This window comes from Flavobacterium sp. (genome assembly GCF_044369455.1).
GTDB lineage: Bacteria > Bacteroidota > Bacteroidia > Flavobacteriales > Flavobacteriaceae > Flavobacterium.
Genome location: NZ_JBIPLW010000004.1, coordinates 111,811 through 124,730, shown reverse-complemented (window position 1 = coordinate 124,730; position 12,920 = coordinate 111,811). Strand labels below are relative to the sequence as shown.

Genomic DNA, 12,920 nt, shown 5'->3' with positions numbered 1-12,920 from the left:
GTATGAAGTAGTAAGACTGAACTTGAAACCTGAGGCTTTAAACTTGAAACAAAAAAATAATGGAAAATAAAATAAAAATACTCAACGATAAAATTGCTTTAGCCAAATTGGGTGGAGGTGAAAAAAGAATTGCAAAACAACACGAAAAGAAAAAGTTAACCGCTCGTGAACGCGTAGAATATTTAATGGACGAAGGTTCTTTTGAAGAAATTGGTATGTTGGTTACGCATCGTACTACCGATTTTGGCATGGAAAAAGAAATCTATTATGGAGATGGTGTTATTACAGGATATGGAACCATAAATGGTCGTTTAGTGTACATCTTTGCTCAAGATTTTACTGTTTTTGGTGGTGCTTTATCTGAAACACATGCCGAAAAAATTTGTAAAGTAATGGATATGGCTTTACGAAATGGTGCTCCAATGATTGGATTAAATGATTCTGGTGGTGCTCGAATTCAAGAAGGCGTTCGGTCTTTGGGAGGCTATGCCGATATTTTTTATAGAAACGTTCAGGCAAGTGGTGTTATTCCACAAATTTCTGCCATAATGGGACCATGTGCTGGCGGTGCTGTTTATTCTCCAGCCATGACTGATTTTACGATGATGGTAGAGAACAACAGTTATATGTTTGTGACGGGGCCAAATGTTGTAAAAACAGTTACGAATGAAGAAGTTACTGCGGAAGAATTGGGCGGTGCAATAACCCATTCCACCAAATCAGGAGTGGCGCATATTACTTCCCCAAACGGAATTGAATGTTTGGAAGACATAAAACGACTTTTGAGTTATGTTCCACAAAATAATAAAGAAGTCACTCCAAAAATTCCTCACGTTCTTAATGACGAATTTCGGGAGCAACTAGAAACTATTGTTCCTGAAAGTGCTAATAAACCTTATGACATGCATGATGTTATCAAAGGGATTATTGATGAAGAATCTTTTTTTGAAATCCATGCGGCTTATGCCGAAAATATAGTCGTAGGTTTTGCTAGACTTGGTGGAAGAAGTATTGGCATAGTGGCAAATAACCCAAAGTTTTTAGCGGGTTGTTTAGATGTTAAGAGTTCTATAAAAGCCGCTCGATTTACCCGTTTTTGCGATTGTTTTAATATTCCATTATTAGTTTTAGTAGATGTTCCTGGATTCTTACCAGGAACCGATCAGGAATGGAATGGAATCATTGTTCATGGAGCAAAATTATTGTATGCTTTAAGCGAAGCTAGTGTTCCAAAAGTAACCGTAATTACACGAAAAGCGTATGGTGGTGCTTATGATGTAATGAATTCAAAACATATTGGTGCGGATATGAATTTTGCTTGGCCCAATGCTGAAATTGCCGTGATGGGTGCCAAAGGTGCCAGTGAAATCATCTTCAAAAAAGAGATTAGTGAAGCACTTAATCCTACTGCAAAATTATTAGAGAAAGAAACGGAATATGCCGAATTATTTGCTAATCCATACACGGCAGCACGAAGAGGTTTTATTGATGAGGTTATCTTGCCAAAAGATACACGAAGAAAATTGCTAAAAGCTTTTAGTATGTTAGAGAATAAAGAAGTAGTATTACCCAAACGAAAACATGGTAATATACCTTTATAGAATTTAGACCGCCTAAAATGGCGGTTTTTTTTAATACAAAAAATAATCTAAAAGTAAATCGAAAACCTTAATAACTTGTTAATTACTTTTTTAAGGCATATAATTACTTCAATGTTAATAGTTTATTTTTAATTAATAAAGTATGTTTAAATTACAAAAATTGTATGACAGTAAAAAAGACTTTTCCTAAAATACTTTGGTTAGTATTTTCTTCAAGTATAATTTTCATTTTACTTTATTTTGCTCTATTTTATTATACTAAAAAAGCTGAGAATCAAGTTTATAATACCTCAATTAAACAGTTTAATAACGAAATCCATAAATTACTTGAAGTAAATGCTAAACATATATTAGTGGCTATAAATAATGATACCAATTGGGATGAGTTTGTGAAATTTATCCAATCAAAAGACATAAACTGGTATAATAGTAGTATCGATAATGAATTAGAAATCTATGAAGCAGATTACTTAGGCGTTTATGATGCCCAAAAGAATTTTATTATCAGAACACCAACAGATAAAATTGAATCGATAGATTTTATTCCGAAAAAAGAAATGGAATTGTTAGATAAAGTTGGGATAAATAAATTCTACTTGAAAATCCCAGAGGGAATAATAGAGGTAACTGGTGCTGCAATTCATCCGTCAATTGACCCTACAAAAAAAAAGACACCAACTTATGGCTATTTTTTTGTAGTCAGATTAATTGACATTCAGTATATTAATAATCTTCAAAAATTAACAAGTTCATCAATAATTTTGAAGGATAGTAGTATAGATTTATCAAAGTCTAAAAATGAAATTACTTCAATATATGTATTAAAAGATTATAACAACCAATTTATTGGAAATCTTTTATTTAAAAGAAAATTTGAAGTTTATTTTGAGAACGCTATCAGTATCCTATATATTATAATTGTTGCTTTTATCATCACTCTTTTAATTAATTTATTTTACACAAGAAGGTTGGTTTACTACCCTCTGGATTTAGTGAGAAGAGCTTTAGAAACTGGGAATATAAATGCTATAAAAGATTTAAAGAACACTACAGGAGAATTTAGTTATATAGGTGACTTATTCGAAGAAAATAGCAATCAAAAAATTGAATTAATAAATGCCAAGATAAAAGCTGAAGAGGGCGACAGATTAAAATCTTCGTTTTTAGCCAATTTGTCTCACGAGATTAGAACGCCAATGAACGCCATCAATGGTTTTACAGAATTAATAATTAATACAAAAATTAGCAAATCAGAAGAGGTAGATTATCTAAATATAATTGAAAAAAGCGGTAAAAATTTAGTTTCTATTATTGATGATTTGATTGAAATGTCAAAAATTGAATCGAATCAACTTACTCCAAATCATGTGGTCATAAATTTAGAATCTTGTATTAATGAACTTTATGAAACGGTCAAAATAACGATAAAAAATAAAAATATTGATTTCAGATTGATAAAAAGTAAAACTTCAAGCGAGTTTAATATTATAACCGATGAAATAAAACTCAAACAAGTCATAATTAATTTATTAACCAATGCCATCAAATTTACTGAAGAAGGTTCGGTTACCCTAGGTTTTGAAATTGACGAAAACAATAAATTAATTCACTTTACAGTAAAAGATACTGGTTTGGGAATTGATGAAAATAACCATAAAAATATTTTCGACAGATTCAGACGAGTAGATAGTGACATTTCTGTCAAAGTTGGTGGATTAGGTTTGGGCCTAGCTATTTCAAAAGCCTACATCGACTTACTAAGTGGAACGATTAGTTTGTCTTCAAAAATTGGAGAAGGTTCAACTTTTTACTTTTCGATACCATTAGTGTATGCTATTACAGAAAATATAGTCGTAAAACAGGTCAATAACAACGAAATTAATAAAACTAAAGAACAGATTATTCTAATTGCCGAAGATGATAATATCAATTTCTTATTGTTTCAAAAGATGATGCAGAATAAGAACTATAAAATAATTAGAGCAATTAATGGTCAAGAAGCTGTTGATATTTGTATCAATAATCCAAATATTGATTTGGTACTCATGGATATAAAGATGCCTATAATGACTGGTTTCGAAGCACTAGAACAAATTAGACCTATTCGACCAGATCTTCCAATAATTGCACAAACAGCGTATTCATCATCAGAAGATAAAATTAAAATTGAAGAGGCAGGATTTAATGGTTACATCACAAAACCATTGAATCGGGACAATTTATTTGAGTTAATCAATACTTTTTTGAACAAAGAAAATTATAATGAAAATTAAGCTACTGCTTCTAATTTTTTGTTTTTCTAACGTGATATTTTCACAGGATACGCAACCAAAAACAGACACTATTAGTGTCGAAAAAGAGAAAAAGCTAACTTTAAAGGTAGATTTTGTAAGTCGTTATCTTTGGCGAGGACAATGTTGGGGAGGAGATTATTTTGCAATACAACCTACAATAGAATATGCCATTACACCTAAATTAACTTTTGGTTTTTGGGGAACAACCAATTTTAAAGAGGATTATTTTTATCCTGATGGAGTGTCATTTTATAAAGGTTATCAAGAAATTGATTTCTATATATCTTATCAAATTAATGACTTTTTAAATTTTCAAATTTGGGATTATTATTGGCCGTCAGTAAGTACAGTGGATGGTGTCAATAATGGCTATTTTTACTACGGAAAAGATGGTGTAAAAACTGTAGATGCTATTTTGTATTTTGATTTCTCAGAGGGTTATAAATACCCATTTAATGCTACAATAAGCACGTTGGTAGCTGGAAATGATTATCGTTATGACAGTAATGGGGATAATCCCAAACAAAATTTCACAACCTATGTTGAGTTGGGATATACGTTTTCTTTTTTTGATAAATCATCTTTGAAAGTACTGCGAAATATTGAGCTGTCTCAAATTGTTGGAGCGGTTTTAAACAATAAGGCTGCTTATTATAATTATGCTGATTATGACCAAATTTCGTTTTGTAATATAGGTATTAAAATCACTAAAGAAATAGATTTAGGAAAAGGAATTGCAATGCCTTTTTCCTTGAATTATATCCATAACGCAGCTACAAAAAACACTGAATTATTTGGTAAAAATTTTCTGATTGCCACCATTAGTCTAAATTACTAAGCAGGTTCACCATAAAGGTCGAACTCAGTGGCATCAATAATTTTGATATTCACAAATTCTCCTGTTTTCACATAAAATTTAGAAGCGTCAATAAGCACTTCGTTATCTACATCTGGGCTATCAAACTCAGTTCTTCCAATAAAATAGCGCCCTTCTTTTCTGTCAATAATGCATTTGAATATTTGTCCAATTTTTTCTTGATTTAAATCCCAAGAAATTTGCGATTGTAAGTCCATGATTTCGGCTGCACGAGCTTGTTTTACTTCATTGGGAACATCATCTTCTAGAGAAAAAGCATGGGTATTTTCTTCGTGTGAATACGCAAAACATCCCAATCGTTCAAACTTCATTTCCTGTACCCAATCTCTCAAGATTTCGAAATCTTTTTGTGTTTCACCGGGATAACCAACAATTAGCGTTGTTCTGATGGTCATGCCAGGAACAGCTTCCCGGAATTCTTTTAATAATTTAGTTGTCTTTTCTTTAGTTGTTCCACGACGCATCGATTTTAAGATGTTATCCGAAATGTGTTGCAACGGAATATCAATATAATTACAAATCTTTGGTTCTCGTTTCATCAAATCTAAAACATCCATCGGAAAACCAGTAGGGAAAGCATAATGCAAACGAATCCATTCTATTCCTTCTACTTTTACCAAGTTTTCCAGTAACTCTGCAAGGTTTCTTTTTTTGTATAAATCTAATCCGTAGTACGTCAAATCTTGGGCAATAAGAATCAGTTCTTTTACTCCATTTTTTGCCAATCCTTCAGCTTCTTTCACCAATTTTTCAATAGACTGAGAAACGTGTTTGCCACGCATTAAGGGTATTGCACAAAAACTGCAGGGACGATCACAACCTTCAGCAATTTTTAAATACGCATAGTTTTTTGGTGTTGTAGTTAAACGTTCCCCTAACAATTCATGTTTATAATCAGCATCAAGTGCTTTTAACAATAGTGGTAATTCAGTTGTACCAAAATATTGGTCTACATTTGGAATTTCTTTTTCTAAGTCGGGACGATATCTTTCGGATAAGCATCCCGTAACGAAAACTTTATCAACTAAACCTTTTTCTTTTTTATCAGCATATTCCAATATCATATTTACCGATTCCGCTTTAGCATTATCAATAAAACCACAAGTGTTGATTACTACAATATTACCTTCTTGCTCATGAACCACATCTTTTCCACTTGCTTTCAGTTGACCCATCAAAACTTCGCTGTCGTAAGTGTTTTTTGAACATCCTAGGGTAATGACATTGATTTTATTTTTCTTTAATGACTTCGTTCTCATTTGCTAAAAATTGGATTGCAAAATTACTCTTTTTTATTTGAAATTATCGCGTTCGTAATTCTATAAAAATAAAAAAACCATCCTCGTTAGTAAGATGGTTTTGAGAAGGATTATAAAGCAGTTAAAAATTCATAGAATAACTTAAAGTTATATTGTTGTTGTATCGACTTACTCTTGCAGGATCAGTTAAGCCAGAGGAGAGAAATGTGTAATTAAAATTTCTATGTTCGTAAGAGTAAGCCAAATCAATTCTGCTATCGCCAAAAGTGTAACCTAAACCAGTGGAATATCCAGTCAGGTCGCCAAAAGTTTGATCCACTTTATATGGACTTTGATCAAAACGATAACCCCCTCTAAAACTATATTCTTTGTACTTATATTCACCACCTATACGAACTTCAATGGCATTATGAAGGGCATTACTCATAAAGGAATTCAATCCGTTATAATCATTTTGTGGTCTAAATCTTGTATTGCTGTAATCTTTTGTAGAAACATCGGCACTAAGTAATGCTCTTTTTCCAAATACATAAGCAACACTACCCGTCCATTTTCCGGGAGTTTCAATAGTATAAGAATCATAAACCATCGTAACTCCTGGATTAAAATTAATTGGATTATTATTGCCGCAATCAGGACAATTGGCATAAATAGCTTGTCTTTGTTCATCTTGAAGTCTGTACCAAGTTGGCGATTGATACGCTAGTCCTACACGTAAACTTTCGGTTGCCTTAACAATAGCCCCAAGATTAAAAGAATAACCACTACCACAAGAGCGCGTCTGGGTATCAAATTGTACTGATTGCAACCCAGTTGTTGCATCAACTGTATCATATGATTCAAAAACAGAAGTGGTTTTTAAAATATCAGTAAAATGATAGTTAAGATTGATCCCTAAAAATAATTTGTCTTGATAAGCTGTGGCAAAATTGGCTGTAAATTTACCGTCGTATCCAGTGGAAATGGTATAGTTATCTTGAAAATAGTTCCCGTTAGTTGGGACATTGGAAACATATACCGAATTATTATTATCATTGCTTACAGGATTAAAAATATAAGCATTATATCCCAAAAGTGCCTGTTGGTCTATAAAATTCAAATTTTCAAAAAAAGCATTTTCTAAAGTTTGTAACGTAATTCCACCTTCCTGTGGTAAACCGTTGGCAAATCTTAAAAAGTATTTATCAATTGAATTATAAGGATTTACACCAGCAGAGTAGATGCTATTGTTGAAATTATTATTATTTTCATAATTAAAAGCCATTGTAAATTTTTTCCAGTCATTTTTGGGATTAGTGTCTTTAAAAACAAAAACAACACCCGCTTGATTTAAGTCGAAGGTATTGTCATTTTCAGTCCGAGAAGTACCATAATATCGTGAAATATTTTTAGAATTATAATTTGACCCTGAAAAAGTAGCAAAGTTGTTATTGAAGAATATTGAGCCCGCCGGATTTTGATTAATAGCCGATAAGTCTCCACCAATTGCTCCAAAAGCACCACCCATTGCTCTAAATCGAGCGGAACCAGTTAAGTTTTCAACAGCATAACGAAGAGCATCTTCGGGAGTAGTTTCTTGTGCTTGTAGTGCTGAAAAAGTTAATCCAGCAATGATGAGAATTAAATATTTTTTCATAGATTAATTTTTTAGTAAAAAAATATCTATGCTACTTATTACAATAACATAGATATTAGTAGTATTAACTTTTATCTTCTTCCGCCGCCGCCAGATGATCTTCCACCGCCACCTCCGCCATAGCTACCGCCTCCATATGAAGATCGAGATCCTGAATTACTGGAAGGAGTATAAGAACGAGAAGGAGCAGATTGAGTATTGCTTCTACTTGGTTGAGATGAAGAGTTACTATTAGTAGTATTTCTTGAATTAGTTCTCGATGGAGTATAATTTGAATTTCTGGAGTTAGTAGAAGATCTAGTGTTGTTGTTAAAATAGGTATTTCTAGTTGATGAATTGTTAGAATACAAATTACTTCTTCTTCCTCCATTTATATTATTATAACTTGAATTTCTCCCAGTTCTATTTCCATTATAGGCATATGCATTGGAATTACCTCTTCTGCCACCATTATAATAATAGTTATTATAGTAATTTCCACACCAATTATTTCCGTACCAATTATTCCAACCCCAGCCACCACCATACCAATTATTCCAACCAATGCCCCATCCCCAGCCAGGACCGTACCAACTATTCCATCCTAAACCCCAACTCGGGCCATACCAATTATTCCAACCCCAATAATTTCCGTACCACCAGTTATTCCAATATCCAAAACCCCAATTGTTGTCATAAACAGTTACAGTCACACTTTGAGGATTATCTCCCCAACTTGCGTTATTCGAATTATAATTTTCAGTTTTTTTAACAGAATCGTTTGTTACTGTAGAATAATTATCAAGACCCGTAAACGATTGAGAATCTTTGTTTAAATCACTAAAGTATTCTTGATATTTGTTACTTTGAGAATTATTCGTAGTAACTTCTTTTCTGTTAGATTGTGAATTTCCGTAAACGCCATCATTATCGTAGTAAGAACTATTTTGATAAGAGCCGCAAGAGGAAATAAAAATTGTAAGAAATCCAAATAGTGCATAAATGGATAATCTTTTACGAGTAAAATAATAAGTTTTCATATCTATAGCATTTTTATTGTTGGACTATACAAAAATAGTTAGTTTTGCCAAACTATTTAGTTAAAATTAGTTAAACAATTTTTATGCCAAATAAATACTATGAGTAAAAATTTAACAAAAAGAGCAGAAGATTATTCCAAGTGGTATAACGAACTTGTAGTCAAGGCAGATTTAGCTGAAAATTCAGGAGTTAGAGGATGTATGGTTATTAAACCTTATGGTTATGCTATTTGGGAAAAAATGCAAGCAGAATTAGATAGAATGTTTAAAGAAACGGGTCACAGTAATGCCTATTTTCCTCTTTTTGTTCCTAAAAGCATGTTTGAAGCCGAAGAAAAAAATGCAGAAGGTTTTGCTAAAGAATGTGCTATCGTTACCCATTATAGATTAAAAAACGATCCCGATAAACCAGGTAAATTAATGGTCGACCCAAATGCTAAGTTGGAAGAAGAATTAATTGTTCGTCCAACCAGCGAGGCTATAATTTGGTCAACCTATAAAAACTGGGTGCAATCGTATAGAGATTTACCACTATTAATTAATCAGTGGGCAAATGTTGTTCGTTGGGAAATGAGAACGAGATTATTTTTAAGAACAGCGGAATTTTTGTGGCAGGAAGGACATACAGCTCACGCAACAAAAGCAGAAGCTATAGAAGAATCTGAAAAAATGATGCATGTTTATGCAGAATTTGCTGAAAATTTTATGGCAATTCCGGTAATTAAAGGATTAAAAACAGAAACAGAGCGTTTTGCTGGAGCTGAAGAAACCTATTGTATAGAAGCATTGATGCAGGATGGGAAAGCACTGCAAGCAGGTACATCGCATTTTCTTGGACAAAATTTTGCCAAAGCTTTTGATGTAAAATTTGCTAATCAGGAAGGAAAACAAGAATATGTTTGGGGAACATCTTGGGGAGTTTCTACACGTTTGATGGGAGCTTTAGTGATGACTCATTCTGATGATAACGGTTTGGTATTACCACCTAATTTAGCTCCCATTCAAGTGGTTATTGTTCCAATTTTTAAAACCGACGAAGAGCTTGATGCTGTTTCGGTAGTTGCTAATGAACTAGTGGCTCAATTTAAAAAACTTGGTATTTCGGTTAAGTTTGACAATAGAACTACACAAAAGCCTGGATTTAAGTTTGCCGAGTGGGAACTAAAAGGTGTTCCAGTTAGAGTTTCTATAGGTCCTAAAGATTTAGAAAACGGAACATTCGAAGTTGCCCGAAGAGATACTTTATCTAAAGAAGTGAAATCAAAAGAGGGGATAGCTGGTTATATTTCTAATTTGTTGGAACAGATACAAAGTGATTTGTTTAATCGTGCTTCAGAATATAGAAATTCACACATTACGGAAGTTAATTCATTTGAAGAATTTAAAGAGGTTTTAGAAAATAAATCTGGTTTTATTTCGGCCCATTGGGATGGAACTCCTGAAACCGAAGAAAAAGTAAAGGATTTAACTAAAGCAACTATTCGTTGTATTCCACTTGATAGGATTGAAAGTGAAGGAAAGTGTATTTTTTCTGGAGGTAAATCTACTGGTAGAGTGTTGTTTGCAAAAGCGTATTAAAAAAATATAATTTTTTTTTACCTTCACTATTGCGAAAATAAAAAATAGTTGTATTTTTGCATCCGCATTGAGAAAGATGGCCCGTTCGTCTATCGGTTAGGACGCATGGTTTTCATCCATGTAAGAGGGGTTCGATTCCCCTACGGGCTACAATTTTAAATAAAAGAAAGAAAAAATGGCAAATCACAAGTCAGCTTTAAAAAGAATCAGAAGTAACGAAAAGAAAAGAGTATTAAACAGATACCAACACAAAACTACTCGTAATGCTATTAAAGCTTTAAGATTAGCCACAGATAAATCTGATGCTGCTGCAAAATTATCTGCAGTTGTTTCTATGATTGATAAATTAGCTAAGAAAAATATCATTCATGATAACAAAGCAGCTAATTTAAAATCTAAGTTAACTAAGCATGTTGCAAAACTATAGTTGAAATTATTTAATATAAAAAAGCACTCTAATGAGTGCTTTTTTTATTTAGGGACATTTGAGTTTTTAAATTCTCCAACATTTCTTTAGTTATCGGTTTTGATAAAAAACCTATTACAGGGTACGTTTTAGACTTGTTAATATCATATGGGTCAATAGAAGAAGAGACTACAATAAATCTTGTTAAGTTAAAAACATTTTGATAATCTCTAGTAATATAACTTTCTAAAAATTCCCATCCATCCATTACGGGCATATTTAAATCAAGAAAAACTAATTTTGGATATATCAAAGTATCATTACTTTTCTTTTCTTCAAATAGTGAGTCAAAATATTGTAGTGCTTCTTCTCCGTTGTTTGCCGTAATTATTTCTTTGGCAAATTCAACTCTCTCAGCAACTTTTCTACAAATCATGAGTGTTATAAGATCGTCATCTACACATAATATTTTATCCAACATAACTTATTAACTGTATTTAAAAATAATTGTAAACGTTGTTCCTTTCCCAACTATACTAGAAACTGCTATAGTTCCATTCATACTTTCTACTTGAGATTTAACTAAATATAGTCCTAAACCTTTGCTGTCTGGATAATTGTGAAACCGCTGATATAGTCCAAATATCTTATCTTTATTTTTAACTAAATCGATACCAATTCCGTTGTCTTTGAAAGTTATGATTAAATTGTCATCCTCTACTTTTGTAGAAATAGTAACTTTTAATTGTCTAATTGGAGCCCTATATTTTATTGCATTAGTCAGTAAATTTAGAAAGATACTTTCTAAATACGACTTGTTTATTTCTAAAATAGATACATCTTCTAAATCAATTATTAAAATAGGTTTGTGAACACTTATGAGGAAACTGAGTTGGTTAAATACATTTTCAAACACTTCTTTAATCAAAACTTTTTCTTTTTGAATAGAAGGATTGTCTTTAATAATAATCACTTTTACCAAATCATTGATTGTTTCATTTAATAAATGAGTTGATTTTGAAAATCCTGTAATTATTTCATTAAGTTCAGGATCTTCTATTTTTATATCGTCAATTAGGTTCAGTAATCCTGTTAAATTAGAAAGTGGCGCTCTTAAGTTGTGTGAGGTGATATAAGAAAACTGTTTAAGGTCTTTATTATTCTGTGTTAATTCTCTAATAAGTTGCTCTCTTTCTTTTTCTTTTCCTTTTTCTTCTGTAACATCTCTTTGAATAGAAATCCAATGCGAGTGTTCACCATCTTTATTGGTAACAGGAATCATGGAGAAGTTAATCCAAAATTCATCACCATTCTTTTTATAACTAATGGTTTCTATAAAGCATTCTTTATAGTCTTGAATCGCTGTTTTTAGTTTATCAAGTTCTAAAATATCTGATTTTTCTTTAAAAAAAAGTATTGGTGATTTCCCTATAACATCTTTTGCTCTGTAACCAGTCATTTCTGTAAATGCTGAATTAACAAAAATAATGTTTGGAATTACATTTTCCGAAGTATCAATATCTGTAATCATTACAGCATCTTTGGAATGTGTAATCACTGTTTCCAGAAGTCTAAGTCTTTGTTCCTCAGATTTTTGTTTAGTGATATCTTGAATAGCTCCAATCATTCTAATTGGTTTTCCATCTTTGTCTTTCATTAAAAAACCTCTATCTAAAACGTATTTGTAGCTTCCATCAGCACATTGGAATCGATATTCGTCTTGCCACTTTTCTGTTTTTTGTTCAAGAAATGAATATAGTTTCACTGACATCTTCAAACTATCTTCGGGATGAATTCTATCAAACCACCATTTTGAAGTTTTGCCAACATCTTCTTTTTTGTAACCAAAAACTCCTTGTATCCCTTTATTCCATTTGAAACTATCATCTTCAATTTTCCAATCCCAAATAGTATCACTAGTGGCTTTGGCAACTATATCATAACGTTCGTTTGACTCTGATATCTCTTTATTGGTGACTTTTAATTTTTCGAAAACCGAAATGTTCCTGTTGTCTTTTTGACGTAGTAGAATGATTAAAACAATGGTTGAAATGGCAATGAAAATAAAATCTTTTAAATAAAAATATAGGGCAGTATTTTCGGGTAACGTTTGGGTAAAACTAAAGAAAATACTATGACCTATCAAAGCCAATAAAAGCAATGTAAAGAAATAAACTAAGGTTATTTTTTTTGAATAATTTTTCATTACTCCAAATATATATAAATTCAAATAAGTTTTAAAATTTGAAA

The 12,920-nt window shown here is 31.9% G+C and carries 10 protein-coding genes and 1 tRNA gene; 6 read left to right on the top strand and 5 right to left on the bottom strand.

Translation table 11 applies throughout. The features are described 5' to 3' along the window. The first annotated feature begins 59 nt into the window (after positions 1-59). From ACIQ2L_RS05550 to ACIQ2L_RS05540, 3 genes are all read left to right on the top strand, one after another. Positions 60-1,601, top strand: a complete 1,542-nt coding sequence (locus tag ACIQ2L_RS05550; RefSeq protein ID WP_396157126.1) for an acyl-CoA carboxylase subunit beta — start codon at positions 60-62, stop codon at positions 1,599-1,601. Positions 1,602-1,765: 164 nt separating this feature from the next. Further along, positions 1,766-3,874, top strand: coding sequence for an ATP-binding protein (locus ACIQ2L_RS05545; RefSeq protein WP_396157125.1), 2,109 nt, complete (start codon positions 1,766-1,768; stop codon positions 3,872-3,874). Positions 3,875-3,905: 31 nt separating this feature from the next. Continuing rightward, the gene (locus tag ACIQ2L_RS05540) at positions 3,906-4,733 is read left to right on the top strand and encodes a hypothetical protein (protein ID WP_396157124.1); all 828 of its coding nucleotides are present in this window, start codon (positions 3,906-3,908) and stop codon (positions 4,731-4,733) included. Here the strand turns inward: ACIQ2L_RS05540 and rimO are convergent. From rimO to ACIQ2L_RS05525, 3 genes are all read right to left on the bottom strand, one after another. After that, positions 4,730-6,031, bottom strand: coding sequence for a 30S ribosomal protein S12 methylthiotransferase RimO (gene rimO / locus ACIQ2L_RS05535; RefSeq protein ID WP_396157123.1), 1,302 nt, complete (start codon positions 6,029-6,031; stop codon positions 4,730-4,732). The genes ACIQ2L_RS05540 and rimO overlap by 4 nt on opposite strands. A 121-nt stretch (positions 6,032-6,152) precedes the next feature. Continuing rightward, positions 6,153-7,667, bottom strand: a complete 1,515-nt coding sequence (locus tag ACIQ2L_RS05530) for an OmpP1/FadL family transporter (RefSeq protein ID WP_396157122.1) — start codon at positions 7,665-7,667, stop codon at positions 6,153-6,155. A 71-nt stretch (positions 7,668-7,738) separates the two neighbouring features. Then, complete coding sequence (locus ACIQ2L_RS05525; protein WP_396157120.1) at positions 7,739-8,686, bottom strand: hypothetical protein; 948 nt, start codon at positions 8,684-8,686, stop codon at positions 7,739-7,741. A 99-nt stretch (positions 8,687-8,785) separates the two neighbouring features. On the opposite strand from ACIQ2L_RS05525, the gene proS reads away from it, so the two are divergent. The 3 genes from proS to rpsT all read left to right on the top strand — a co-directional run bounded on the left by proS (position 8,786) and on the right by rpsT (position 10,691). Next, positions 8,786-10,264, top strand: a complete 1,479-nt coding sequence (gene proS, locus ACIQ2L_RS05520; protein ID WP_396157119.1) for a proline--tRNA ligase — start codon at positions 8,786-8,788, stop codon at positions 10,262-10,264. 78 nt (positions 10,265-10,342) lie between these two features. Further along, a tRNA-Glu gene (locus ACIQ2L_RS05515) sits at positions 10,343-10,414 on the top strand. A gap of 25 nt (positions 10,415-10,439) precedes the next feature. Next, the gene (rpsT, locus tag ACIQ2L_RS05510; protein ID WP_396157118.1) at positions 10,440-10,691 is read left to right on the top strand and encodes a 30S ribosomal protein S20; all 252 of its coding nucleotides are present in this window, start codon (positions 10,440-10,442) and stop codon (positions 10,689-10,691) included. 28 nt (positions 10,692-10,719) lie between these two features. On the opposite strand, the gene ACIQ2L_RS05505 is transcribed toward rpsT, so the two are convergent. Then, entirely contained in the window at positions 10,720-11,151 is a 432-nt protein-coding gene (locus ACIQ2L_RS05505) for a response regulator (RefSeq protein ID WP_396157117.1), read from the bottom strand. 6 nt (positions 11,152-11,157) lie between these two features. After that, complete coding sequence (locus ACIQ2L_RS05500; protein ID WP_396157116.1) at positions 11,158-12,876, bottom strand: PAS domain S-box protein; 1,719 nt, start codon at positions 12,874-12,876, stop codon at positions 11,158-11,160. Positions 12,877-12,920 lie beyond the last annotated feature (44 nt).

Excerpts from the sequence above, each read along its gene's own strand:
- ACIQ2L_RS05545 (WP_396157125.1), top strand. The coding sequence starts at position 1,766 with ATGACAGTAAAAAAGACTTTTCCTAAAATACTTTGGTTAGTATTTTCT.
- proS (WP_396157119.1), top strand. The coding sequence starts at position 8,786 with ATGAGTAAAAATTTAACAAAAAGAGCAGAAGATTATTCCAAGTGGTAT.
- ACIQ2L_RS05505 (WP_396157117.1), bottom strand. The coding sequence starts at position 11,151 with ATGTTGGATAAAATATTATGTGTAGATGACGATCTTATAACACTCATG.
- rpsT (WP_396157118.1), top strand. The coding sequence starts at position 10,440 with ATGGCAAATCACAAGTCAGCTTTAAAAAGAATCAGAAGTAACGAAAAG.
- ACIQ2L_RS05550 (WP_396157126.1), top strand. The coding sequence starts at position 60 with ATGGAAAATAAAATAAAAATACTCAACGATAAAATTGCTTTAGCCAAA.
- ACIQ2L_RS05530 (WP_396157122.1), bottom strand. The coding sequence starts at position 7,667 with ATGAAAAAATATTTAATTCTCATCATTGCTGGATTAACTTTTTCAGCA.
- rimO (WP_396157123.1), bottom strand. The coding sequence starts at position 6,031 with ATGAGAACGAAGTCATTAAAGAAAAATAAAATCAATGTCATTACCCTA.
- ACIQ2L_RS05500 (WP_396157116.1), bottom strand. The coding sequence starts at position 12,876 with ATGAAAAATTATTCAAAAAAAATAACCTTAGTTTATTTCTTTACATTG.
- ACIQ2L_RS05525 (WP_396157120.1), bottom strand. The coding sequence starts at position 8,686 with ATGAAAACTTATTATTTTACTCGTAAAAGATTATCCATTTATGCACTA.